Raw genomic sequence first — 22,764 nt, forward strand, 5'->3', positions numbered from 1 at the left:
CGCGGCACCACCTCAGTGCACGGGGGAGAAGGCGGCGAGGAAGCGGTCGCGGAAGCTGTCCATCCGCCACACCGGGGCCTGCGGGCCCGGGCGCAGCCCGTCCTGCCAGCCCCAGTCGGCGACCCGGTCCAGCACCGCCGGGTCCTTCGCCACGATGGTGATCGGCACGTCGCGGCCGGCGCCCTCGCCGGTCACCGAGGCCGCCGGCTGGTGGTCACCGAGAATGACCAGCACCAGGTCGTCCCCGCCGTGGGTCAGCACGTACGACACCAGCGTGCCGAGGCTGTACTCGATGGAGTGCGCGTAGTCGGCGCGGATCTGACCGGCGTCCCGCTGCAGCACGTCCTGGCTGCCGCCGGTCCGGATGGAGGCGGTGTGGAAGATGGTGCCGTCGCCGACCGCGGCCCAGGGCACCGGCTTCGGGATGGCCGACCAGGGGGAGTGGCTGGACACCAGCGGGATCTCCGCCATCAGCGGGGCGTGCGGCCGGTCCCGCTCCAGCCGCTGGAAGGTGGCCAGCGTGTACTGGTCGGGCATCGGCGCGTAGCTGAACTTCGGGCCCCGGTAGGCCAGCTTCTCGGCGTCGTAGTACCGGTCGTAGCCGAAGAACTTCCCCTCCGGCCAGGGCTGGGTGGCGGCGGGGAACACCCCGACGGTCTGCCACCCGGCCCGGTGGAACACGCCGCCCAGGGTGAGCCGGTTCCCGGCCAGCAGGTCCCGGTGCCGCTGGTCGTTGTCGATCCACAGCCCGGAGAGCAGGGTGGCGTGGGCCAGCCAGCTGCCGCCGCCGAAGGTGGGCGAGGTGAGGAAGCCGCTGCGGGCGTCGTAGCCGGCCGCCCGCAGCCGGCGGTAGCCGTCGTCGAGCACCGCGTTCACCCCCGGCGCGAGCGCCGGGTCCTCCACGGCGTCCCGGCCGTAGCTCTCCACGAACGTGACCAGCACGTCCTTGCCGCGCAGCCCGGTCAGCAGCCGGTCGCCGGGCACGTCCCGGTAGGCGTCGGTCGTCATCTCCCCGGCGAACGCCGCCCGGTCGCGCAGGCCGGCCCGCACCTGGCCGACGTGCGACGCCACCAGCGTGCTCGCCGTCCGGTCGGCGACCGGCACGCCGGCGGTGAGGCGCACCCCGAACAGGGCGCAGCCCAGCCACAGCACGGCCAGCGCGGCGAGCACCCGTACCGCGCCGGTGCGGTGCCGCGCCACGCCACGGGCCAGCCGCCGCGCCGCGAGCGCCAGGAGCACCGGCAGGCCGCCCACCAGCAGCACCACCCCGACCGCCGCGGCGACGGCGGCGACCCCGCCGGCCGAGTCGGCCAGGTAGCCGTAGCCGTCGTCGAACAGCCGCCAGTCGAGCAGCACGTCGAACGGCCGGTCCCGGGCCACGAAGAACCCCGTGTCCAGCAGCTTGACCACGGTCAGCAGGCCCAGCACGAGGCCGAGCGCCACGGCGACCGGCCGGCGGGCCCGGTCCGGCAGGACGAGCAGCAACGCCACCGCGACCAGCGCCTCCACCGGTATCCGCAGCACCGCGCCCGGCCCGACCCCGGCCAGCCGGTCCGGCGCGACCAGCGCCGCCACCACGAGCAGCGCGGCCAGCCCGGTGAGGATCCCGGCGGCGACCCGACGGGTACGCGAGGCCGGCCGCCCCGGACCGGCGGACAGCGCCGCGTCGCCGGGTGGGGTGGCGTCCTCGCCAGGCGTCGGCGGGGACGCCGCGGAGTCCGGGGCGGGAGTGGCCGGTCCGACCGGCCGGCGGAGACGGATACGCAGTGACACGGGGGCGTCCTTCGGCGAGGGGGAGGGGAGGGTCAGGCCGGCTGGTGGGCGACGATGCGGACGGCCACCGGCACCGGACGCGCCGGCGGGTCCGCCGGCCGTTCGCCGACCGGATCGCGGGCGTGGACGGTCGTGCGCCGGACCGCGCCGGCCGGGGCGGGGCCGGCCACCCACGCGGGAAGGTCGGCCGGCCCGGTGCCGGCGGCCCAGGACGGGACGGCGCCCGTGCCGGACCGAACCGGCCCGATGCCCGGGAGCGCCGTCGCGGGCCGGAGGCCCAGCGTGGGGAGCGCGGTCGCGAGGGGTGCGGCGGCGGGTCCGGCCGCCGGGACGACCTCGACGTCCGGGGTGGGCCGGGCCGCCGGGGCGACCGGGCGGCGCCGCCACAGCCAGGTGATGTCGCGGGCGAACGACTCGACCAGCAGGACCAGCGCCCCGGCGACCAGCGCACCCGTGGCTGCCGGCGGCAGCAGCCCGCTCGCCGCCACGGCGAGCACCACCCCCTGCGCCGCCGCGACCACCTTGCGCCAGAACCGGGGCGGCAGCGTGCCGCCCATCCAGGGCAGCGGCCAGCTCGCCGCCACGAAGGCGTACCGCATCCCGCCGATGAGCAGCACCCACGCCCCGACCGACGGCGCCAGGTGCACGCTGAGCACCAGGAGCAGGAAGGAGTCGACCTCCATGTCGAAGCGGGCGCCCAGCGCGCTCACCGTGCCGGTGCGCCGGGCCACCTGGCCGTCCACCGCGTCCAGCGCCAGCGCCACCGCGGTGAGCGGGACCAGCACGGCCACCGGCGCCGGCCCGCCGACGACCAGGGCGAGAACCCCGCCGACCAGCAGCGCGCGGGCCAGCGTCACCCGGTCGGCCGGGCCGAGCCGGTCCGCGCCGGCCGCCCGCAGGCCGCGCCGGAGCAGCCCGCAGAGCACCCCGGCGTACGCCAGGCCGGCCAGCCAGCCCGCCACGCCGAGACCCACCGTGCCGGCGAGCCCGGCCAGCAGGACGAACTGCACGATCAGCCCGACCAAGGGGCCATTCCGAACCGTGGACACCCTGCCTCCGTGTCTATGATCGACAACCCATGTCAGTCATCACGGGAAATTCGGCCGTCCGGTTCGGTCCGGATGCGGAAAAGAGGAGAATTCGTGACCGGTGAGGCCCGCGCCTTCTGGCTCCGCGCCCCCGGCGAGGGTGAGCTGCGCCCGGTCGCGCTCGACCCGCCCGGCCCCGGCGAGGTGCTGGTCCGCGCCCGCTACTCCGGTGTCAGCCGGGGCACCGAGACCCTGGTCTTCACCGGCCGGGTCCCCGCCGACCAGCACGCCGCCATGCGCGCCCCGTTCCAGGAGGGCGACTTCCCGGCCCCGGTGAAGTACGGCTACCTGAGCGTCGGCACCGTGGAGGCGGGCCCGGCGGAGCTGCGCGGGCGTACCGTCTTCTGCCTGCACCCGCACCAGACCGCGTACGTGGTGCCGGCCGACGCCGTGGTGGTCGTACCCGATCAGGTGCCGGCGGCCCGCGCGGTGCTGGCCGGCACCGTGGAGACCGCCGTGAACGCCCTCTGGGACGCCGCGCCGCTGGTCGGCGACCGGGTCTCCGTGGTCGGCGGCGGCATGGTCGGCTGCTGCGTCGCCGCCGTGCTGGCCCGCTTCCCCGGGGTCCGCGTCGAGCTGGTCGACGCCGACCCGGCGCGGGCGGCGGTGGCCGCGGCGCTCGGCGTCGACTTCGCGCTGCCCGCCGACGCGGCCGGCGACCGGGACCTCGTGGTGCACGCCAGCGCCACCGCCGACGGGCTGCAACGCGCCCTGGAGCTGCTCCGCCCGGAACGCACCGTGCTGGAGCTGAGCTGGTACGGCGACCGCCCGGTCACCCTCGCCCTGGGCGGGGCGTTCCACTCGAAGCGGCTCGGCATCCGCAGCAGCCAGGTGGGCACCGTGTCCCCCCGGCGCGCCGACCGCAGCTACGCCGACCGGCTGGCGGTGGCCCTGGACCTGCTCGCCGACCCCGCGTTCGACGCTCTGCTCACCGGCCGGTCCCGCTTCGCCGACCTGCCCGACGTGCTGGACCGGCTCGCCTCGGGCCGGCTCCCCGCGCTCTGCCACCTCATCACCTACGACGAGGAGTGACCATGTTCAGCGTCACCGTCCGGGACCACATGATGGTCGCCCACAGCTTCCGCGGCGAGGTGTTCGGCCCGGCCCAGCGGCTGCACGGCGCGACCTTCGTCGTCGACGCCACCTTCCGCCGGCCGGAGCTGGACGCCGACGGGATCGTGGTCGACATCGGCCTGGCCACCGAGCAGCTCAAGGCGGTGCTCGGCGCGCTCACCTACCGCAACCTGGACGACGAACCGGACTTCGCCGGGGTGAACACCACCACCGAGGTGCTGGCCCGGACGGTGGCCGACCGGCTGGCCGAGGCGGTGCACGCCGGGCGGCTCGGCGAGGGGGCGCGCGGCCTGGCCGGGATCACCGTCACCCTGCACGAGTCGCACGTGGCCTGGGCCAGCTACGAGCGGTCACTGTGACCGGATGACCGCCGTGCACGTGGTGCTGCCGGGCGACATCGACGACCCGGCGAGCCCCAGCGGCGGCAACGGATACGACCGCCGCGCCTGCCACGAGCTGGCCGCGCTCGGCTGGACGGTGCGGGAACACCCGGTGCCGGGCGGCTGGCCGCAGCCGACGCCGGCGGACCGGGCCGCGCTGGCCGGCGTGCTCGCCGCGCTGCCCGACGGCGCGGCCGTGCTGCTCGACGGCCTGGTCGCGTCGACCGTGCCCGAGGTGCTGGCCCCGCACGCCCGGCGGCTGCGCCTCGTGGTGCTGGTGCACCTGCCGCTGGAGGACGAGGTCGAGGGCCGGGCCCTCGCCGCGGCGACGGCCGTGGTCACCACCAGCGAGTGGACCCGCCGCCGGCTGCTCGACCGCTACCGGCTCGCCGCCGACCGGGTGTCGGTCGCCCCGCCCGGGGTGGACCCGGCGCCGGTCGCCCCCGGCTCGCCGGAGGACGACCGGCTGCTCTGCGTCGCGGCCGTCACCCCGCTCAAGGGGCACGACGTGCTCGCCGGCGCCCTGCACCGGGTCGCCGACCTGCCCTGGACCTGCGACTGGGTCGGCCCGCTCGCCCGCGACCCGGACTTCGTGGCGCGGCTGCGCCGGCAGCTCGCCGACACCGGCCTGGCCGACCGGGTCCGGCTGGCCGGCCCGCTGACCGGGGCCGATCTGGCCGCCGCGTACGCCGCCGCCGACCTGCTGGTGCTGCCGTCCCGCCGGGAGACCTACGGGATGGTGGTGACCGAGGCGCTCGCCCGGGGCGTACCGGTGCTGGCCAGCGACACCGGCGGCCTGCCCGGGACCCTCGGGCGCACCCCGGACGGCGACCGGCCCGGCCTGCTGGTGCCCCCGGCGGACCCGGCCGCGCTGGCCGGCGCGCTGCGCCACTGGCTCACCGACCCGGACCTGCGGGACCGGCTGCGCCGCGCCGCCCGGTGGCGGCGGGACACCCTCAGCGGCTGGCCGGTCACCGCGGACCGGCTCGCCACGGCGCTCAAGGAGGCCACGGCGGCATGACCACCTCGCTACTTCCCCCCGACTTCGCGGACTGGCTGCGGCTGCGCGAACCCGCCGACGCGGCCGCCCGCTCGGCCGAACTGCTCGACGTGGTCCGCCGCCGGCTGCCCGCCGACCGGCCGCTGGTCGTGCACGACCTGGGCAGCGGCACCGGCTCGATGGCCCGCTGGCTCGCCCCGCGGCTGCCCGGCCCGCAGCGCTGGGTGCTGCACGAACGCGACGCGGACCTGCTGGCGCTGGCCGCCGGTGGCAAGGCCGTGGCCGCCGACGGCAACCCGGTCACCGTGCTGACCCGCGGCTCCGACATCACCCGGCTGGGCGCGGCCGACCTGGCCGACGCCCACCTGGTCACCGCCTCGGCGCTGCTGGACATGCTCACCGCCGGGGAGGTCGAGCGGATCGTGGCGGCCTGCGCCGGCCACCCCACCCTGTTCGCCATCACCGTGCTGGGCCGGGTGCGTTTCACCCCCGCCGACCCGCTCGACGCCGAGTTCGAGGCCGCGTTCAACGCCCACCAGCGGCGGACCGCCGCCGGCCGCGCCCTGCTCGGCCCGGACGCCGTGGACGTCACCGTGGCGGCCTTCCGGCGCCGGGGCGTACCGGTGCGGGTCCGGTCCAGCCCGTGGCGCCTCGGCCCGGGGCAGGCCGCGCTGACCGCCGAGTGGCTGGTGGGCTGGCTCGACGCGGCCGTCGAGGAGCGGCCGGAGCTGGGCGGCGTGGTCGAGGCGTACCGGGAGCGGCGGCTCGCCCAGGTGGCGGACGGCCGGCTGCGGGTGGTGCTGCACCACGCCGACCTGCTCGCCGGGTGAACCGGACCGGCCGGCGGCACGTGACAACAGGTGGACCGAGGGAGGACCACTCTTGTCACACGCCGCCGTCGCCGGGCCCGTCCCGGCCGCCGCGCCCGCGCCGGCCCGGTCGTTCTGGGCCTGGGCCCGGCCGCTCGCCGGGATCGCCGTGCTCGCGGCGCTGGTCTGGTCGGTGGGCACCGGCCCGTTCCTGGCCGGGCTGCGGCTGATCGACGCGCCGGCGCTCGCCGCCGCGCTCGGCATCGGCGCGATCACCACGGTCTGCTGCGCCTGGCGCTGGTCCCTGGTCGCCGGCGGGCTGGGCGTACGGCTGCCGCTGCGGGCCGCCGTCGCGCACTGCTACCGGGCGGTCTTCCTCAACTCCACCCTGCCCGGCGGGGTGCTCGGCGACGTGCACCGGGCGGTCCGGCACGGCCGGGACGCCGGGGACGTGGCCCGGGGTGTCCGCGCCGTGGTCTGGGAACGCACCGCCGGCCAGGTGGTCCAGCTGGTCATCGCGGTGGCCGTGCTGGCGGCGCTGCCGTCCCCGGTCCGGCCGTACCTGCCGGCGGTGGCCGCCGGCCTGGCGGCCGTCGCGCTGGCGCTGGCGCTGGCCGCCCGGGCGGTGCCCCGCTCCGGGGCGTCCCGCTGGGCCCGCGCGGCGCGCACCGCCGTCGCCGACGTCCGGGCCGGGCTGCTCGCCCGGCGCACCTGGCTGGGCGTGGTGACGGCCTCGGCCGTGGTGGTCGCCGGCCACCTGGCCACCTTCGTGGTGGCGGCGCGCACGGCCGGCGCCGACGCGCCGCTGTCCCGGCTGGTGCCGCTGACCCTGCTGGCCCTGCTCGCCATGGGGCTGCCGACCAACGTGGGCGGGTTCGGGCCGCGCGAAGGGGTCGCTGCCTGGGCGTTCGCCGCGGCCGGCCTCACCGCCGCGCAGGGCGTCGCCACCGGCACGGTCTACGGGGCGCTGGTCCTGGTGGCCAGCCTGCCGGGCGCCGCCGTGCTGCTGATCCACCGGCGTCCGGTTGCGGAGCCCGGCGACTGTCGGTGATCCCGCCTACGGTGAGGGTGCGAGGTGTGCGTTGCCGGTGCGTCCCGGCAGCCCGGACTGAGGAGAAGCATGGACGAAACTCTGCCCGCCGCGACGGTCCGGACCCAGGTCACGGTCCCCCTGCGGTTCCCGGACGGCTACGTGACCACCGCCCGGGTGCACTCCTTCCACGGGCTGGTCGACGGCCGCGAGCACCTCGCCATCGGGCTCGGTGAGCAGCGGGACCCGGACGCCGCGCCGCCGCTGGTCCGCCCGCACAGCGAGTGCCTCACCGGGGACGTGTTCGGCAGCCAGCGCTGCGACTGCGGCCCGCAGCTGCGCGAGGCGGTCGAGCGGATCGCCGAGGCCGGCGGCTACCTGCTCTACCTGCGCCAGGAGGGCCGGGGCATCGGCCTCTACGCCAAGCTCGACGCGTACGCCCTGCAGGACGGCGGCCTGGACACCTACGAGGCCAACGTGGCGCTCGGCCGGGGCCCCGACGAGCGCGACTACACGGTGGCCGCGCAGATGCTCGCCGCGCTGGGCGTGACCCGGGTGGCCCTGCTCAGCAACAACCCGGACAAGGCCGCCCAGCTGGAGCGGCTGGGCGTCAGGGTGGTCGACCGGGTGCTCACCGGCGTGCACCTGTCTCCGGCGAACGCGGGCTACCTGGCGGCCAAGGTGACCCGCGCGGACCATGCCCTCGACCTGCCGTTCGTGCCGTGACCAGCCGGCCGTACGTGCTGCTCAGCTGCGCGATGTCGATCGACGGCTACATCGACGACGCCACCGCCGAGCGGCTGTTGCTCTCCAACGACGCCGACCTGGACCGGATCGACGCGGTCCGGGCCGGCTGCGACGCGATCATGGTGGGCGCCGCCACGGTCCGCCGCGACGACCCCCGGCTGCTGGTGCGCAGCGAGCGGCGGCGGGCCGAGCGGGTGGCACGCGGCCTGCCGCCGTGCCCCGTGAAGGTCACCGTCACGGCCAGCGGCGATCTCGACCCGACGGCCCGGTTCTTCACCATGGGCGACGGGCCGAAGCTCGTCTACTGCCCGGGCGGCGTGGCGGAGAAGACCCGGGAGCGGGTGGGCGCGGTGGCCACCGTGGTCGACACGGGCGACCCGGTCACACCCGGGGCGGTCCTCGCCGACCTGGCCGGGCGCGGCGTCGGCCGGTTGATGGTGGAGGGCGGTGGCACGCTGCACTGCCAGTTCCTCACGGCCGGTGTCGCCGACGAGCTGCACCTGGTGGTCGCGCCGTTCTTCGTGGGCGACCGCCGGGCGCCCCGGTTCGTCGGGGACGGCCACTTCCCGTGGCACCCCGGCCGCCGGGCCCGGGTGGTCGAGGTCCGCCAGATCGGCGACGTGGTGCTCACCCGCTACGCCCTCTCCGACCGCTGCTCCGCGGACCGGTAGAAGCGCGACGCCTGTCGCGCGTCAGCCGACCGGCAGGCCGAGCGCCTCGTCGACCCGGTTGAGCACTTCCACGTCGTCGGTGCCGACCCCGCGCAGCAGGTCGATGGCGGTGGACCGCACCTGCCCGACGATCATGACGATGGGCAGTGGCGGGTCGGACCGGAGCAGCTCCGCGCCGATCCGCACCGCGGTCAGCGCGGCCTCGTCGGCCCGTCCCGCGTGCCGGTCGGCGTCCTGCCCGGTCAGGTCGGTGGCCAGGGCCGCCCCGGCGGCGCGTACCGCCTCCGCCAGGGAGCGGAGCGCGGCGCCCAGCTCGGGCGGGGCGGCCGTTCGCAGTCGGGTCAGCGTGGCCGCGTTGCGGGCCAGCACCCGGATGTCGCGTACCGCATAGTCGAGTTGCCGGGCCGTGGCCTCGACCTGTTCGAGCTGGCCGAGGTGCCGGCGGCGGCGGACCCGCAGCCGTAGCGTCTCGGCGCACGCCTGCACGGTGGCGCGCAGCCGCTCCACGGAGCCGTCCAGCTCCCGGGCGCACTCCAGCGCCGCCTGCCCGGCGTCGGCGTCGCAGCGGTCGATGGCCTCGTCGATCCTCTCGAGCAGCGCGGCGAGGTCGGCGTACGTCCGGCGGGCCTCGGCGACCAGCGGGGCCAGCGGGTCCCGGGCCACCACGAGCTGGCTCGCGGCGAGGGCGACCGCCCCACCGATCAACGCATCGACGAACCGGAACGGAGTGAACTCGCCCTTCGGCGCGGCGACCACAACCAGGTAGAGCGCGGAGATCGTGGTCTGAATGACCAGGGTGCTGCTCGCCCCGGCCGCCACCGTGACGCCGAGGGTGAGCAGCAGGACGAGGAGCATGGTCCCCGTGCCGGGGCCGAGGGCGTGCACCACCAGGTCGGCGACGAGCACCCCGCCGGCCACCCCGAGCACCAGCTCGATGGTCTGCCGTACCCGCTGGCCCCGCGACTCGCCGAGCACGATCAGCGCCGCGCTCGGCGCGAAGAACGGGTCCGGATGGCCGATCAGCCGCGCGGCGATCAGCCAGGCCACGGTCGCGGCGAGCGCGGCCTCCACCACCGGCACCCACGCCTGTCGCAGCCGCCCCACGGCGACCTTCCAGCAGTTGCGCACCGGCGCCGTCCTCCCCTGACGGACCGGCGCACCCACGGAATCTCCGTTCCGGCCGTAGGGGCTCCTACCCACGAAGTTGATCGTCGTAACCGGACCCGACGGGCCGGTGGTCTGCGGCATCCCGCGGGCGGCGTTCCCCGGCGGCCGGCTGCCCGGGCGGGACGAGCGCGTCACCGTCGACTACACGCCGACCGGCTGCGCGCCGCCGCCGTCCGCGCCCGACCGGTTGCCGCCCTGGGCGATCAGCGCGGCGGGCGCCGCCGGCCTGGCGCTGGCGATCCTCTGGCTGTGGGCCGGTTCGGACCGGGCCGCCCGGCCCCGCTACCGGAGAACGAGGGAACGGGGCCGGGCGGCCGTGGTCACAGCACCTGGGACAGGAAGCGACGCAGCCGCGGGTGTTCCGGCGCCTCGAAGACGGCGGCCGGCGGGCCGGCCTCCAGCACGACGCCGGCGTCCATGAAGGCCACCGTGTCGGCCACCTCCCGCGCGAAGCCCATCTCGTGGGTGACCACCACCATGGTCATGCCGGCGGCCGAGAGGTCGGCCATCACCCCGAGCACCCCCTTCACCAGCTCCGGGTCGAGCGCCGAGGTGGCCTCGTCGAAGAGCATCACCTGCGGCCGCAGCGCGAGGGCCCGGGCGATGGCCACCCGCTGCTGCTGACCGCCGGAGAGCTGCGCCGGCCGGGCCTCGGCCTTGTGGGCCAGGCCGACCAGGTCGAGCTGGGCCCGGGCCACCTGCACCGCCTCGTCCTCGGGGAGCTTCTTCAGCTTGCGCAGGGCGAGGGTGAGGTTGCGCAGCACGGTCATGTGCGGGAACAGGTTGAACTGCTGGAACACCATGCCGATCCGCTGGCGCAGCGCGTCCGGGTCGTCGCCCAGCACGCTGCGCCCGTCCAGCAGCACGTCACCCCGGTCCGGCTCGATGAGCCGGTTGATCGTCCGCAGCAGCGTCGACTTGCCGGAGCCGGACGGGCCGATCACGCAGGCCGTCCCGCCCCGGGCCACGTCCAGGTCGGCGCCGCGCAGCACCTGGTGCGGCCCGAAGGCCAGGTGCACGTCGCGGACGGCCAGGCTGACCGAGGTGGCGGTGGCGGTGCTCATCGCGGGTCCTTTCCGGTCGGCGCGGGCGCGCCGGCGGGGTCGAGCTCGACGTCGAGGTCGGGGGCGGCCACCGGGCGGCCCTGCCGCAGCCGCCGGTCGATCCAGTTGACCGCGTGGGTCAGCGGCACGGTCAGCAGCAGGTAGAACAGACCGGCCAGCAGCAGCGCGGACTCGTTGCCCGTGGTGGCCGCGTAGTCCTGCCCGATCCGGAACAGCTCCCGCTGGCTGGCCACCAGGCCGAGGAAGTAGACCAGGCTGGAGTCCTTGATCAGCGCGATGAGCTGGTTGACCCAGGCCGGCAGCACCCGGCGTACGCCCTGCGGGACGATGACCAGGCGCATGGCCTCACCCCAGGAGAAGCCGAGCGCCCGGGCCCCCTCCAGCTGGGCGGCCTCCACGCTCTGGATGCCGGCCCGGAAGATCTCTCCGATGTAGGCGGCGGCGATCAGCGACAGCGCCAGCACGCCCAGCGGGTAGGGGTTAGGACCCCAGACCTGCATGCCCAGCGGCGCCAGGCCGACGCCGATGAGCAGGATGGTCGCCGCCGCCGGCAGGCCGCGGAACACGTCGGTGTAGACCCGGGCCGGCCACCGCAACCAGCGGGTACGCGAGATGCCCGCGACGGCCAGCAGCATGCCCAGCACCGAGCCGAGCAGGGCGGCGGAGACCGCCAGGATCAGCGTGTTGGGCAGCCCGACGGTCAGCATCTCGGGCAGCGCCTCGCGCATGGCGTCCCAGTCGAAGAAGGTCTCCCACAGGGTGCTCAGTGGATCCATGTCTCGCCTCCGCCCCGCTCGTCCGTGTCGTTGCGGGTCAGGAAGCCGCCGACGGCGACGGCACGGCGACCGTGCCGCTGCCCGGCGTGAAGTCGGCCGGGATGGGCCGGCCCGGGTAGTACTGCGCCTGGAGCCGGCTCCAGGTGCCGTCGGCGATCACCTCGTCGAGGCCCTTGTTCAGCGCCTCGCGCAGCTTGTCGTTGCCCTTGGCCACCGCGTACGCGGTCGGGGCCGGGCTGAGCTGCTTCGCGGCCACCTTGATCTTGCCCTTGCTGTCCGCGGCGGACGTGTCGCCGATCTCGGCCGGGGCGATCCAGGCGTCGGCCGTGCCGGCCTTGAGCTGGTTGATCGCGCCGTTGTAGTCGGGCACCCGCACCGGGTTCAGCTTCTCCCGGGTGGCGTAGTCGTCCTGCACGGTGCCCTGCACGACGACCACCCGCTTGCCGGCGAGCTGCTCGAAGCCGCTGATCGGGGAGCCGGCGGGCACGTCCAGTCCGAAGTAGCCGAAGTCGTAGCCGTTGCCGAAGTCGACGGTCTTCTTCCGGGCCTCGGTGATGGTGATGGAGGAGCTGCCCACGTCGAACTTGTGGTTGTTGACCTGGGCGAGCAGGGCGGAGAAGTCGGTGCCGACGAACTCCACCTTCAGGCCGACCTTCCCGGCGACCGCGGTGAGCAGGTCGTTGTCGAAGCCGGTGAACGTGCCGTCCTTGAGGTACACGTTCGGCGGGGCGTCGGTGAGCGTGCCGGCCCGCAGCACGCCGGCCTGCAGCAGGCCGTACGGGTTGGCGGCCTCGCTGGTCGAGCCGTCGTCGCCGCAGGCGGTGAGGGCGGTGGCGGCGAGCACGGCGGCGGCGCCGAGCGCGGCGGCGCGGGTCAGGGCGGAACGGAATCGCACAGGTGTCTCCAGGGTCCGGGGCGGCATGGGCGTACGCCGCCGACGGCGCGCCCGGGGCGGGCGAGCCGGAGGGATGGTGCGGAAGGTGGGGGAGTGGCGCTCAGCGCGCGTCGGGGCGGCGACAGGCGTCGCTGCACACCCGCATCAGGTCGACGTGCCGCCGCTTGACCAGCGCGAAACGCGCCGGGTAGGCGATGCCGTCGGCGGGCGGGGTGCGGAGCTGAGCAGACATGGTTCCCTCGGGTCGGTGATGACCTGGGTACCAGGCCACGCTTGCACCGGCGGCTGCCGGTGCCTGGTCCTCACCCGGGGCACCCCACCGCGGAGGAGGGTTGCCGGCCAGCGAGCCGGGGCTTGGCGCTGGCGCTCATGACCTGCCGAGAAGGCTAGCAGGAGGGCGGCCCGGGCCGTCCAGCCGTTATGACCACCCTCACGCCCGCGCCTTACCGGCGGGCCGGCATGACCGGGGCGTCCCGGCCGGTGCCGTGCCGCGACGGCGTGCGCTGCTCGTGGTAGTCCTGCTCGACGTTGACCGTCCAGACGTCGTGGCCGGCGTCGAGGGCGATGTTCTCGGCGGCCAGCATGGCGGTGAGCATCGAGTGGTCGGCGTTGTTGTAGCGGTGCATCCCGTTGCGCCCCACCGGGTGCACGTTCGGCACCTCGCGGGCCAGCCAGTCCCGGATCACGTCCACGTTGTGCTGGTAGCGCTCGTCGTAGACCGGGTACGCCTTCGGCATCCGGACCACGTAGCCGGCCTCCACGCAGCCGGGCCGGACCAGCCCCAGCCGCTCCAGCTCGGCGGTGGCGAAGGCGACCAGGTCCGCGTCCGGGGTCCGCCACATCTCGTCGTCCTCGAACACGAAGTACTCCAGCCCGAGGCAGGTCCGCCCGTCCTTCACGAGGTACGGCGACCAGGAGCCGAAGTTCTGGATCCGGCCCACCCGGGCGGCCGGGTCGTGCACGTAGATCCAGTTGTCCGGGAAGGAGAACTCCTCCGGGACCACCAGCGCGACGGTCAGGAAGTCCCGGTACCGCAGGTCGTCGGCGGCGGCCCGGACCTCCGGCGGGGCCTCCGGGCGCATGGCCCGCACCAGCGCCGAGATGGGCATCGAGGAGATCACGTGGTCGGCCGCCTCGGTGCGCTCGCCGTCGGCGCCGACCACCGTGACGGCGGTGGCGCGCCGTCCCGCCGGGTCCCGGTGCACCTCCGTCACCCAGGTGTTGGTGCGTACCGTGGCGCCGCGCTTCTCCACCTCCTCGGTGCAGCGCTCCCACATCATCCCGGGGCCGTGCTTCGGGTACTGGAACTCCTCGATGAGGCTGGTCACGTCCTTGCGGTTGCGCTTGGGCAGCAGCGCGTTGAGCACCGCGGTGGACAGCGACAGGTTCTTGATCCGCTGGGCGGCCCAGTCGGCCTGCAACTGGTCGGCCGGCATCCCCCAGACCTTCTCGGTGTACGTCTTGAAGAACTTCGAGTAGAGCCGCCAGCCGAACCGGGCCGACACCCACCCCTCGAAGTGCGACTGGTCCTTCGGCGGGCGCAGCCGGGCCCGCCCGTACGACCCGACGCAGCGCAGCGCCTCCACGAGGCCGAGGTTGCGCAGCGCGTTGCCGGCGTTGAGCGGGTAGTCGTAGAGGGCGCCCCGGTAGTAGATCCTGCTCATCCGGGGCCGGAGCAGGAAGTCCTCGTCGGGCAGGATCTCGTGCCAGAAGTCCTCGACGCGGGAGACCTTGGTGAAGAACCGGTGCCCGCCGATGTCGAACCGCCAGCCGTCCCGCTCCACCGTGCGGCTGATCCCGCCGACGACGTCGTCGGCCTCGTAGACCCGAACCGGCTCGCCGTGCCGCAGCAGCTCGTACGCGGCGGTCAGCCCCGCGGGCCCCGCCCCGATGACCACGGTCCCGTTGCCGTCACCCATGCCGTCCGCGCCCCCCGCCGCCAGCCTGCCGATGCGGCAGCGCCCTTACCCGTCCTGCCGCCCGACTCACCTGCGCCCGCGATCCGCGACGCCCGGGTCACCCGTTCGGGGTCCGGCGGGTGTGAACCGGGGCGGAACGGGGATGCGGGGTCGGTTTCCCGGTCCGGGGGTCGGTCGCGGGGGCGACCGGCGGGAGCGGGATGGCGGACGAGCGGCGGGCCGGAACGGCGGAAGTACCCGGCCCCGACCTGCGGCCCAGCGCACGCGCCCGGCTGGGTTCGGCGGGCGGGCGGCTGGCCGCGCGGATTCCCGCGCCCTGGGGCTTCGTGCTCGCCGTCTTCGTCGGCTCGAAGGTCGTGCTCAGCCTGGTCGGCGTGCTGGTGCTGACGGCCTGGGACGGGGTGCCCGGCGCGCCGCCTGAGGACGAGGCGATGATGCGGTCCCAGCAGGACGCGATCTCCTCGCACCGCTGGTTCTCGCTCTGGTTCGCCTGGGACTCGTTCCTCTACGACCACCTGGCCCGGGTGCCGCTGGACCGGCCGTGGCACGACTTCGGTTTCCCGCTGCTCTACCCGTTCCTGGCCCGGCCCCTCGCGCCGCTGCTCGGCGGGCACACCGCCTGGGCGCTGCTGGTGGTCGCCAACGTGGCGCTGCTGTTCCAGCTCTGGTTCGCGTACCGGCTGGGGGCCCGGCTGCTCGGCGGCGGCGACCCGGACGCGGCCGGCGCGGACGGCCGGCGGGCGGTGCGGTACCTGCTGCTCCTGCCGACGGCGTTCCTGTTCCAGGCGGCGCTGACCGAGTCGCTCTTCGTCTGCCTCGCCCTGGCCGCCTTCTGGTACGCCGAGCAGCGCCGCTGGCTGGTGGTCGGGATCATCGGCTACTTCCTGGCGATGAGCCGCTCGGTCGGCTTCGTGGTGGTGATCCCGCTGGCCCTGGTGCTGCTGCGCCAGCACGACTGGCGCCTCGACCCGCGCAGCCTCGCGCGCTACCTGCGGCGGGGCTGGCCGCTGCTGCTGGTGCCGGCCGGCTGGCTGACCTTCATGGCGTTCTGCCGCTGGCAGGGCGGCGACTGGTTCGCCTACCAGCACGCCCAGGAGAAGGGCTGGGGCATCAAGGTGCAGAACCCGCTCGGGGTGGCCGGGTCGGCGCTGATCGGCGACAACTCGGCCAACGCGTTCCGGGTCTGGATCGCCGTGGCCATGCTGCTCGTGGCGGGCGTCGGCCTGCGCCGGCGGGCCGACTGGCCGTACCTGGTCTACACGGTGATCGTGGTGCTCGTGCCGCTGTCGATGGGCCCGCCGGTGTACAAGAGCCTGCTGCGCTACCTGCTGGCCGCGTTCCCGGTGGCGTTCGTGCTGGCCCGCTGGGCCCGCCGGCCCGGCCTCGACGGCTGGCTCACCGCCGGGCTGGCGCTGCTCCAGGGTGCGTTGTTCGCCGTGTGGCTGACCTACTGGACCCACCTCATCATCTGACCGCCGCCGGGCACGGCGGCCGGCCGGGCCGCAGAATGGCCGGATGAGCGACCGGCGGGTGACCCTCGACGACCTCGGCGCCTGGCTGATCAAGGGCAACGCGGACGCCGTGGACCTGACCGGCCGCTTCGCCGCCGACCCGGCGGTGCCGACCTGGTGCGTCCGGCCGGGCTACCGGGTCCGGCTGATGCGGGCCGGGCAGCCCGTGGTGTTCTGGGCCAGCGGCAGCCGCGGCCGGGCGCCGTACGGCGTGTGGGGCGTGGGCCGGGTCGCCGCCGCGCCGCGCCCCGGCCCGCCGGGCGAGCCGTGGACCCTGCCGCTGGACCTGACGATCCTCGACGAGCCGCTGCGGGTACGCCGGGAGCTGCTGCGGGCCGACGGGCGGCTGGCCGGGGCCGAGGTGTTCCGGCAGCCGCAGGCGGCGAACCCCTCGTACCTGACCGTCGCGCAGTTCGCCGCGCTCCGCGACCACCTCCCCGCACCGCATGGTCCGGCCCGGCCCGGGTAGATCGGACCGATGCCGGATTAGCGAGGTGGGCGATGGCGGGTACCTGGTTGATGGGCGCGGGCGCCACGGCGTCGGGGCGACGGCCGACCGCCGTCCTGGTGGCGGTGCACCCCGAGGACGGGGACGGCAGCGGCCCGGGAAGCGCCACCTCGCTGGCCGAGCTGAGCCGCCTGGCGGACACCGACGGGCTGGCCGTCGCCGAGTCGGTGGTGCAGAACCGGACCCGGCCCGACCCGGCCACCTACGTCGGCTCCGGCAAGGTGGACGAGCTGGCCGCGGTGGCCGAGCGGACCCACGCCGACGTGGTGATCGCCGACGGCGAGCTGAGCCCCGGTCAGGTGCGCAACCTGGAGGAACGCACCGGGGTGCGGGTGGTCGACCGGACCGCGCTGATCCTGGACATCTTCGCCGAGCACGCCCGCACCAGCGAGGGCCGGGTGCAGGTGGAGCTGGCGCAGATCGCGTACCAGCTGCCCCGGTTGCGCGGCGACGGCCGCGCGCTGTCCCGGGTGGGTGGTGGCCGGATGGCCGGCGGCGCCGGCATGGGCGTCCGCGGCCCCGGTGAGATGAAGCTGGAGACCCAGCGTCGCCGGCTGCGGCAGCGGGCCACCCGGCTGCGGGGCAACGTCCGCGAGCTGGCCCGACGGCGGGAGCGCAACCGCGGCCGGCGGGCGCGGAACCGGGTGCCCTCGGTGGCCATCACGGGCTACACCAACGCCGGCAAGTCGGCCCTGCTCAACCGCCTCACCGGGGCGGACGCGCAGGTCCAGGACGTGCTCTTCGCGACGCTCGACCCGACGGTGCGGCGGATCTCCACGGGCGACCTCACCTACACGGTCACCGACACGGTCGGGTTCGTCCGGCACCTGCCCCACCAACTGGTCGACGCGTTCCGCTCGACGCTGGAGGAGGTGAGCGGCAGCGACCTGGTGCTGCACGTGGTGGACGCCGCGGCGCCGGACGCGCTGGAGCAGATCACCACGGTGCACGGCGTGCTGCACGAGATCGGCGCGGGGGACGTGCCCGAGCTGCTGGTGCTCAACAAGATCGACGTGGCGCCCGCGGAGTGGGTGGACGCGCTCTGCCGCGCCTGCCCGGGGGCCGTGCCGGTGTCGGCGCTGACCGGCGAGGGCGTGGACCGGCTGCGCGCCGCGCTGGCCGCCCGACTGGGTCGCCACTGAGCCTGCCGGGTCTTGCTATGCAACTCGTTGCATAGCAAGATGGCCGGCATGTCGCTGGAGCACGCCATCCTCGTCTCGCTCCTGGAGCGACCCGCCTCCGGCTACGAGCTGGCCCGGCGCTTCGACCGCTCGATCGGCCGCTTCTGGACCGCCACCCACCAGCAGATCTACCGGGTCCTCAAGCGGATGGAGCACGACGACTGGCTCACCGCCGAGGAGATCGGCCAGGAGGGGTTGCCGGACAAGAAGGTCTGGTCGGTCACCCCCACCGGGCGATCCGCCCTGGTCACCTGGCTGCGCGCACCGGTACAGCCGGAGGCCGTCCGGCACGAGCTCGCCGTCAAGATCCGCGGCGCCGCGTTCGACGACGCGGCCGGCCGCGCCGCCCTGATCGCCGAGGTCGAGCGCTACCGCGCCGACCACGAGGCCACCCTCGCCGGCTACCTGGCCGGCGAGCGCCGCGACTTCCCCGACCCCACCGCGTCGGACGCCCACGCGGCCCTCCAGCACGTTGTCCTGCGCGGCGGCATCGCGTACGAGCGCATGGTGCTGGCCTGGCTCGACGACGTCCTCGACACCCTGCGCCACCTCGACCCCGCCACCGGTAGGAAGGCAACCCCGTGACCGACCCGCTGCTGTTCCACCCGCACCGCTACGACCCCGCCCACCTCGACGAGACCTCCCGGCGGCTGCTGCGCGCCACCGTCGACTGGTTCGAGTCCCGCGGCAAGCGGGCCCTCGTGGACAGCTACAACCACCGCGAGTGGTACGCCGACTTCCTCGACTTCGCGGCCAAGGAGAGGCTCTTCGCCACCTTCCTCACCCCGGCCGCCGACGGCGGCGGCGACCCGGACAAGCGCTGGGACACCGCCCGCAACGCGGCGCTCAGCGAGATCCTCGGCTTCTACGGCCTCGGCTACTGGTACACCTGGCAGGTCACCGTGCTCGGCCTCGGGCCGGTCTGGCAGAGCGGCAACGCCGCCGCCCGGGCCCGCGCCGCCGCGCTGCTCGACGAGGGGCACGTCATGGCGTTCGGCCTCTCCGAGCGACCGCACGGCGCCGACATCTACTCCACCGACCTGCTGCTCACCCCGGACGCCGACGGCGGCTTCCGGGCCACCGGCGGCAAGTACTACATCGGCAACGGCAACGTCGCCGGGCTGGTCTCCGTCTTCGGTCGCCGCGCCGACGTCGAGGGCCCCGAGGGGTACGTCTTCTTCGCCGCCGACAGCCGGCACCCCGCGTACCGGCTGGTCCGCAACGTGGTCAACGCGCAGATGTACGTCAGCGAGTTCCGCCTGGAGGACTACCCGGTGCGCGCCGAGGACGTGCTGCACACCGGCCCGGCCGCCTTCGACGCCGCGCTCAACACGGTCAACGTCGGCAAGTTCAACCTCTGCACCGCCTCCATCGGCATCTGCGAACACGCCATGTACGAGGCGGTCACCCACGCCCACCAGCGGATCCTCTACGGCCGGCGGGTCACCGACTTCCCGCACGTGCGCCGCGAGCTGACCGACGCGTACGCCCGCCTGGTGGCCATGAAGCTGTTCAGCGACCGCGCGGTCGACTACTTCCGCTCGGCCGGTCCGGACGACCGGCGGTACCTGCTGTTCAATCCGATGACCAAGATGAAGGTCACCACCGAGGGCGAGAAGGTCATCGACCTGCTCTGGGACGTGATCGCCGCCAAGGGCTTCGAGGCCGACACCTACTTCGACAAGGCCGCCAAGGACATCCGTGGCCTGCCGAAGCTGGAGGGCACGGTGCACGTCAACCTGGCGCTGATCCTGAAGTTCATGCCCAACTACCTGTTCCGGCCGGCCGAGCACCCGCCCGTGCCGACCCGGCAGGATCCGGCCGACGACGAGTTCCTCTTCCGGCAGGGCCCGGCCCGCGGCCTCGGCGCGATCCGCTTCCACGACTGGCGCACCGCCTACGACGCGCACGCCCACCTGCCCAACGTGGCCCGCTTCCGCGAGCAGGCCGACGGGCTGGTCGCCCTGCTCGCCGCGCACGCCCCGGACGAGGCCCAGCAGCGGGACCTGGACTTCCTGCTCACCGTCGGCCAGCTCTTCGCGCTGGTCGTCTACGGCCAGCTGATCCTGGAGCAGGCCGAGCTGACCGGCCTCGACGCCGACCTGCTGGACGAGATCTTCGACCTGCTGGTCCGGGACTTCTCCGCGTACGCCACCGAGCTGCACGGCAAGGCGGCCACCACCGAGGCGCAGGCCGCCTGGGCGCTCGCCCACCTGCGCCGCCCGGTCACCGACGCCGACCGCACCGCCCGGGTGTGGCAGCGGGTGGTCGCTCTGGCCGGCGCGTACGAGATGCACCCCTGACCGGTGGAAACGGGGGCGCGCCGCGGCGCCCCCGGCCGGTAGGTTGCTCGGATGTTCGCCCTCGCCCTGACCGACGACGCCGAGCTGCGCCCGCTCATGCCGTGGCACGCCGACGAGTTCCTCGCCAACCTCGACCGCTGCCGGGAGCACATCACCCCCTGGGTGGGTGCGTCCTTCGTGGCCACCGACGCCGAGTCCGCGCGCCGGGTCCTGCAGAACTACGCCGACCGGTGGGCCCGCGACGACGGCGGGATCTGGGGCATCTGGCGGCACGGCACGCTGGTCGGCGGGGTGATGTTCGTGTCGCTCAGCACCACCACGGGCGTCGCCGAGGCCGGCTGCTGGCTGGAGCCCGGCGCCGAGGGCCAGGGCCTGGTCACCCGCGCCGCCCGGGTGATCATCGGCTGGGCGATCCGGGACCGCGGCATCCACCGGGTGGAGTGGGTCACCAAGGCCGACAACGCGCGCAGCATCGCCGTTGCCCGGCGGCTGGGGATGAGCCGTGACGGTGTGCTCCGCGAGGCCGCACCGGGGCCGGACGGCCGGGCCGACCTGGAGGTCTGGTCCGTCCTGGCCCCGGAGTGGAAGCCGGAGGGATAGCCGGGAGGGACCCCGGCGATCGGCACGCGGCGCAGTTCTGTCGTACCCGGACGTCAACATGTGTCCATGGCTGTCCCCGCACTGGCCGACCGGTCCCCCCAGCCGCGCGCCCTGCCGCTGCGCGAGGTCCGCACCCGGCTCACCCAGCTCGTCTCCCTCGCCGAGCTGACCGACACCGTCACCGTCGTCACCCGCGACGGCGACCCGCGCCCGGTCGCCGCGATCGTGCCCGCCGCGGCGGCACGCACGGCGGCGCAGGCCCGCGCCGACGCCGACCGGATCGCCGCGATCAGCGCCGGCTGGTCGCGCCGGCTGGAGGAGCTGCACCGGCAGAGCAGCCGGCGGCACGCCGCCGAGCTGCGCACGCTCACCGACGCCCTCGCCGAGGTCTGGGCCGAGCTGGACCGCCGCGCCCCGGCCGGCGACCCGGCGCTCGCCCGGCTCCGCGCCGCCCACGCCGACCTGCTGCGCGGCTGACGCACGGCCTCCGACCACTCGGGCCGGAGGCCGCCGGCGTACGTCAGTCCCGGCCGCGCTGGGCGCGGTAGCGCCGGATCAGCGCGGCGGTGGACGAGTCCACGTCGCCGAGGTCCGCCCCGGCCCCGGTGAGCTTCGGGGCGAGCTGGTTGGCCATCACCTTGCCCAGTTCCACGCCCCACTGGTCGAAGGCGTTGATGTCCCAGACCGCGGCCTCGGTGAAGACGATGTGCTCGTAGAGGGCGATGAGCTGGCCCAGCGTCGCCGGGGTCAGCTTCGGCGCGATGATCGACGTGGTCGGGTGGTTACCCGGCATCACCCGGTGCGGCACCACCTCAGGCGCGGTGCCCTCGGCCTCGACCTGCTCCTTCGTGCGACCGAAGGCCAGCGCGGCGGTCTGCGCGAAGAAGTTCGACATGAACAGGTCGTGCATGTCGCCCAGGTCGTGGTTGGGCTGGCTGAACGCGATGAAGTCGGCCGGGATCAGCCGGGTGCCCTGGTGGATGAGTTGGTAGAAGGCGTGCTGACCGTTGGTGCCCGGCTCGCCCCAGAAGATCTCCCCGGTCGGGCAGGTGACCGGCCGGCCGTCCCGCGTCACCGACTTGCCGTTGCTCTCCATGGTGAGCTGCTGCAGGTAGGCCGGGAACCGGTGCAGGTACTGGGCGTACGGCAGCACCGCGTGGGTCTCCGCGCCGAGGAAGTCCGTGTACCAGACGTTGAGCAGGCCGAGCAGCGCCGGCACGTTCCGCGCCACCGGCGTGGTCCGGAAGTGCTCGTCCACGGCGTGGTAGCCGGCCAGCAGCTCCCGGAACCGCTGCGGCCCGACCGACAGCATCACCGACAGCCCGACCGCGGAGGGCAGCGAGTAGCGCCCGCCCACCCAGTCCCAGAAGCCGAACATGTTCTCCGGGTCGATGCCGAAGTCGCGGACCCGCTGCTCGTTGGTGCTGACCGCGACGAAGTGCCGGGCCACCGCGCTGTCGTCGGCGTCCAGCCCGGCCAGCAGCCAGCGCCGGGCCTGGTCGGCGTTGGCCAGGGTCTCCTGCGTGGAGAAGGTCTTCGAGACCACCACGAACAGCGTGCTGGCCGGGTCCAGGTCGGTGGTCTTGTCGTGGATGTCGGTCGGGTCGATGTTGGACACGAACCGGCAGCTGATCCCCGCGTCCCGGTATGCCTTCAGCGCCTCGTACGCCATCACCGGCCCGAGATCCGAGCCGCCGATGCCGATGTTGACCACGGTGCTGATCCGCTCGCCGGTGTGGCCCCGCCAGGCGCCGGAGCGGACCCGCTCGGCGAACGCCGACATCCGGTCCAGCACGGCGTGCACGTCGGCGACGACGTCCTGACCGTCCACGGTGAGCGACGCCTCGCGGGGCAGGCGCAGGGCGGTGTGCAGCACGGCCCGGTCCTCGGTGGAGTTGATGTGCTCCCCGGCGAACATGGCGGCGATCCGGTCGGCCAGCCCGACCCGTTCGGCGAGCGCGGCCAGCAGGCCCAGCGTCTCGTCGGTGATCAGGTTCTTGCTGTAGTCGACGTGCAGGTCGGCGACCTCGCCGGTGAGCCGTTCACCCCGTTGCCCGTCCGCGTCGAACAGCTCCCGCAGGTGCATGCCGCGCATCGCCTCGGCGTGCTTGCGCAGGGCCTGCCATTCGTCCGTGGTGGTGACGTCCACAGCCATCGGGTCGATCTTCTCCTTCACGACGGGTCTGCCGGCCGGGCCGGCGTCGCCCCGCTGCCGGCGACCCCACCAGCCTGCCACCCGGAGCGGGCACGCGCGACGCGACCCGACAT

The 22,764-nt window shown here is 74.9% G+C and carries 22 protein-coding genes, 1 pseudogene and 1 riboswitch; of the genes and pseudogenes, 14 read left to right on the plus strand and 9 right to left on the minus strand.

Going from position 1 to position 22,764, the window contains the following annotated elements:
- Positions 1-12: 12 nt before the first annotated feature.
- Entirely contained in the window at positions 13-1,773 is a 1,761-nt protein-coding gene (locus tag RMN56_RS23685) for an alkaline phosphatase family protein (protein WP_313719739.1), read from the minus strand.
- 251 nt (positions 1,774-2,024) lie between these two features.
- Positions 2,025-2,822: pseudogene (locus RMN56_RS23690) on the minus strand (CDP-alcohol phosphatidyltransferase family protein); the annotation flags it as partial.
- Positions 2,823-2,915: 93 nt separating this feature from the next.
- Here RMN56_RS23690 and RMN56_RS23695 point away from each other — a divergent pair.
- The 7 genes from RMN56_RS23695 (at position 2,916) to RMN56_RS23725 (ending at position 8,572) form a co-directional block, all read left to right on the plus strand.
- Entirely contained in the window at positions 2,916-3,893 is a 978-nt protein-coding gene (locus tag RMN56_RS23695; RefSeq protein ID WP_313719740.1) for a zinc-dependent alcohol dehydrogenase, read from the plus strand.
- A gap of 2 nt (positions 3,894-3,895) precedes the next feature.
- A complete protein-coding gene (locus RMN56_RS23700; protein ID WP_313719741.1) occupies positions 3,896-4,294 on the plus strand; it encodes a 6-pyruvoyl trahydropterin synthase family protein in 399 nt (132 codons plus the stop codon).
- Between the two features lie 4 nt (positions 4,295-4,298).
- Positions 4,299-5,336 carry a glycosyltransferase family 4 protein gene (locus tag RMN56_RS23705; protein ID WP_313719742.1) on the plus strand — a complete coding sequence of 346 codons (1,038 nt, stop codon included), beginning with the start codon at positions 4,299-4,301 and terminating at the stop codon, positions 5,334-5,336.
- Complete coding sequence (locus RMN56_RS23710; RefSeq protein WP_313719743.1) at positions 5,333-6,145, plus strand: small ribosomal subunit Rsm22 family protein; 813 nt, start codon at positions 5,333-5,335, stop codon at positions 6,143-6,145. Before RMN56_RS23705 ends, RMN56_RS23710 begins: the two co-directional genes overlap by 4 nt.
- Before the next feature lie 52 nt (positions 6,146-6,197).
- Positions 6,198-7,175, plus strand: a complete 978-nt coding sequence (locus tag RMN56_RS23715) for a lysylphosphatidylglycerol synthase domain-containing protein (RefSeq protein WP_313719744.1) — start codon at positions 6,198-6,200, stop codon at positions 7,173-7,175.
- A 69-nt stretch (positions 7,176-7,244) separates the two neighbouring features.
- A complete protein-coding gene (locus RMN56_RS23720; protein ID WP_313719745.1) occupies positions 7,245-7,880 on the plus strand; it encodes a GTP cyclohydrolase II in 636 nt (211 codons plus the stop codon).
- The gene (locus RMN56_RS23725) at positions 7,877-8,572 is read left to right on the plus strand and encodes a RibD family protein (RefSeq protein WP_313719746.1); all 696 of its coding nucleotides are present in this window, start codon (positions 7,877-7,879) and stop codon (positions 8,570-8,572) included. The genes RMN56_RS23720 and RMN56_RS23725 overlap by 4 nt, the downstream gene beginning before the upstream one ends.
- A gap of 21 nt (positions 8,573-8,593) precedes the next feature.
- Here RMN56_RS23725 and RMN56_RS23730 read toward each other — a convergent pair whose 3' ends face one another.
- The 6 genes from RMN56_RS23730 to RMN56_RS23755 all read right to left on the minus strand — a co-directional run bounded on the left by RMN56_RS23730 (position 8,594) and on the right by RMN56_RS23755 (position 14,393).
- On the minus strand, positions 8,594-9,700 hold the full coding sequence (locus RMN56_RS23730) for an FUSC family protein (protein ID WP_313719747.1): 1,107 nt from the start codon (positions 9,698-9,700) through the stop codon (positions 8,594-8,596).
- 359 nt (positions 9,701-10,059) lie between these two features.
- Positions 10,060-10,803 (minus strand): amino acid ABC transporter ATP-binding protein, encoded by a 744-nt coding sequence (locus tag RMN56_RS23735; RefSeq protein ID WP_313719748.1) that lies wholly within the window; start codon positions 10,801-10,803, stop codon positions 10,060-10,062.
- Positions 10,800-11,579: an amino acid ABC transporter permease gene (locus RMN56_RS23740; RefSeq protein ID WP_313719749.1), complete on the minus strand. Its 780-nt coding sequence runs from the start codon at positions 11,577-11,579 to the stop codon at positions 10,800-10,802. Before RMN56_RS23740 ends, RMN56_RS23735 begins: the two co-directional genes overlap by 4 nt.
- A gap of 37 nt (positions 11,580-11,616) precedes the next feature.
- Positions 11,617-12,474 (minus strand): ABC transporter substrate-binding protein, encoded by an 858-nt coding sequence (locus tag RMN56_RS23745; RefSeq protein ID WP_313719750.1) that lies wholly within the window; start codon positions 12,472-12,474, stop codon positions 11,617-11,619.
- A gap of 100 nt (positions 12,475-12,574) precedes the next feature.
- Complete coding sequence (locus RMN56_RS23750; protein WP_255474577.1) at positions 12,575-12,706, minus strand: hypothetical protein; 132 nt, start codon at positions 12,704-12,706, stop codon at positions 12,575-12,577.
- Between the two features lie 32 nt (positions 12,707-12,738).
- A riboswitch (SAM riboswitch) is annotated at positions 12,739-12,849 on the minus strand.
- 68 nt (positions 12,850-12,917) lie between these two features.
- Positions 12,918-14,393, minus strand: coding sequence for an NAD(P)/FAD-dependent oxidoreductase (locus RMN56_RS23755; protein ID WP_313719751.1), 1,476 nt, complete (start codon positions 14,391-14,393; stop codon positions 12,918-12,920).
- A gap of 200 nt (positions 14,394-14,593) precedes the next feature.
- Between RMN56_RS23755 and RMN56_RS23760 the strand changes: the two genes are divergently transcribed.
- From RMN56_RS23760 to RMN56_RS23790, 7 genes are all read left to right on the plus strand, one after another.
- The gene (locus tag RMN56_RS23760; RefSeq protein WP_313719752.1) at positions 14,594-15,865 is read left to right on the plus strand and encodes a hypothetical protein; all 1,272 of its coding nucleotides are present in this window, start codon (positions 14,594-14,596) and stop codon (positions 15,863-15,865) included.
- Between the two features lie 43 nt (positions 15,866-15,908).
- Positions 15,909-16,373: a hypothetical protein gene (locus tag RMN56_RS23765; RefSeq protein ID WP_313719753.1), complete on the plus strand. Its 465-nt coding sequence runs from the start codon at positions 15,909-15,911 to the stop codon at positions 16,371-16,373.
- A gap of 32 nt (positions 16,374-16,405) precedes the next feature.
- Positions 16,406-17,554 (plus strand): GTPase HflX, encoded by a 1,149-nt coding sequence (hflX, locus tag RMN56_RS23770; RefSeq protein WP_313719754.1) that lies wholly within the window; start codon positions 16,406-16,408, stop codon positions 17,552-17,554.
- Between the two features lie 48 nt (positions 17,555-17,602).
- Positions 17,603-18,178 carry a PadR family transcriptional regulator gene (locus RMN56_RS23775; protein WP_313719755.1) on the plus strand — a complete coding sequence of 192 codons (576 nt, stop codon included), beginning with the start codon at positions 17,603-17,605 and terminating at the stop codon, positions 18,176-18,178.
- On the plus strand, positions 18,175-19,896 hold the full coding sequence (locus RMN56_RS23780) for an acyl-CoA dehydrogenase family protein (RefSeq protein ID WP_313719756.1): 1,722 nt from the start codon (positions 18,175-18,177) through the stop codon (positions 19,894-19,896). The genes RMN56_RS23775 and RMN56_RS23780 overlap by 4 nt, the downstream gene beginning before the upstream one ends.
- A 51-nt stretch (positions 19,897-19,947) precedes the next feature.
- Entirely contained in the window at positions 19,948-20,496 is a 549-nt protein-coding gene (locus tag RMN56_RS23785; RefSeq protein ID WP_313719757.1) for a GNAT family N-acetyltransferase, read from the plus strand.
- Between the two features lie 66 nt (positions 20,497-20,562).
- A complete protein-coding gene (locus RMN56_RS23790) occupies positions 20,563-20,973 on the plus strand; it encodes a type II toxin-antitoxin system Phd/YefM family antitoxin (protein ID WP_313719758.1) in 411 nt (136 codons plus the stop codon).
- Positions 20,974-21,016: 43 nt separating this feature from the next.
- On the opposite strand, the gene pgi is transcribed toward RMN56_RS23790, so the two are convergent.
- Complete coding sequence (gene pgi / locus RMN56_RS23795) at positions 21,017-22,651, minus strand: glucose-6-phosphate isomerase (protein WP_313724843.1); 1,635 nt, start codon at positions 22,649-22,651, stop codon at positions 21,017-21,019.
- Between the last annotated feature and the right edge of the window lie 113 nt (positions 22,652-22,764).

Origin of the sequence: Micromonospora halotolerans, from assembly GCF_032108445.1 — a bacterium.
Taxonomy (GTDB): domain Bacteria; phylum Actinomycetota; class Actinomycetes; order Mycobacteriales; family Micromonosporaceae; genus Micromonospora; species Micromonospora halotolerans.

What these genes read in the sequence shown, in the direction of transcription:
- RMN56_RS23700 (WP_313719741.1), top strand. Translation starts at nt 3,896, where the DNA reads ATGTTCAGCGTCACCGTCCGGGACCACATGATGGTCGCCCACAGCTTC.
- RMN56_RS23705 (WP_313719742.1), top strand. Translation starts at nt 4,299, where the DNA reads ATGACCGCCGTGCACGTGGTGCTGCCGGGCGACATCGACGACCCGGCG.
- RMN56_RS23710 (WP_313719743.1), top strand. Translation starts at nt 5,333, where the DNA reads ATGACCACCTCGCTACTTCCCCCCGACTTCGCGGACTGGCTGCGGCTG.
- RMN56_RS23720 (WP_313719745.1), top strand. Translation starts at nt 7,245, where the DNA reads ATGGACGAAACTCTGCCCGCCGCGACGGTCCGGACCCAGGTCACGGTC.
- RMN56_RS23735 (WP_313719748.1), bottom strand. Translation starts at nt 10,803, where the DNA reads ATGAGCACCGCCACCGCCACCTCGGTCAGCCTGGCCGTCCGCGACGTG.
- RMN56_RS23740 (WP_313719749.1), bottom strand. Translation starts at nt 11,579, where the DNA reads ATGGATCCACTGAGCACCCTGTGGGAGACCTTCTTCGACTGGGACGCC.
- RMN56_RS23750 (WP_255474577.1), bottom strand. Translation starts at nt 12,706, where the DNA reads ATGTCTGCTCAGCTCCGCACCCCGCCCGCCGACGGCATCGCCTACCCG.
- RMN56_RS23755 (WP_313719751.1), bottom strand. Translation starts at nt 14,393, where the DNA reads ATGGGTGACGGCAACGGGACCGTGGTCATCGGGGCGGGGCCCGCGGGG.
- RMN56_RS23760 (WP_313719752.1), top strand. Translation starts at nt 14,594, where the DNA reads ATGGCGGACGAGCGGCGGGCCGGAACGGCGGAAGTACCCGGCCCCGAC.
- RMN56_RS23765 (WP_313719753.1), top strand. Translation starts at nt 15,909, where the DNA reads ATGAGCGACCGGCGGGTGACCCTCGACGACCTCGGCGCCTGGCTGATC.
- hflX (WP_313719754.1), top strand. Translation starts at nt 16,406, where the DNA reads ATGGCGGGTACCTGGTTGATGGGCGCGGGCGCCACGGCGTCGGGGCGA.
- RMN56_RS23775 (WP_313719755.1), top strand. Translation starts at nt 17,603, where the DNA reads ATGTCGCTGGAGCACGCCATCCTCGTCTCGCTCCTGGAGCGACCCGCC.
- RMN56_RS23785 (WP_313719757.1), top strand. Translation starts at nt 19,948, where the DNA reads ATGTTCGCCCTCGCCCTGACCGACGACGCCGAGCTGCGCCCGCTCATG.
- RMN56_RS23790 (WP_313719758.1), top strand. Translation starts at nt 20,563, where the DNA reads ATGGCTGTCCCCGCACTGGCCGACCGGTCCCCCCAGCCGCGCGCCCTG.
- pgi (WP_313724843.1), bottom strand. Translation starts at nt 22,651, where the DNA reads ATGGCTGTGGACGTCACCACCACGGACGAATGGCAGGCCCTGCGCAAG.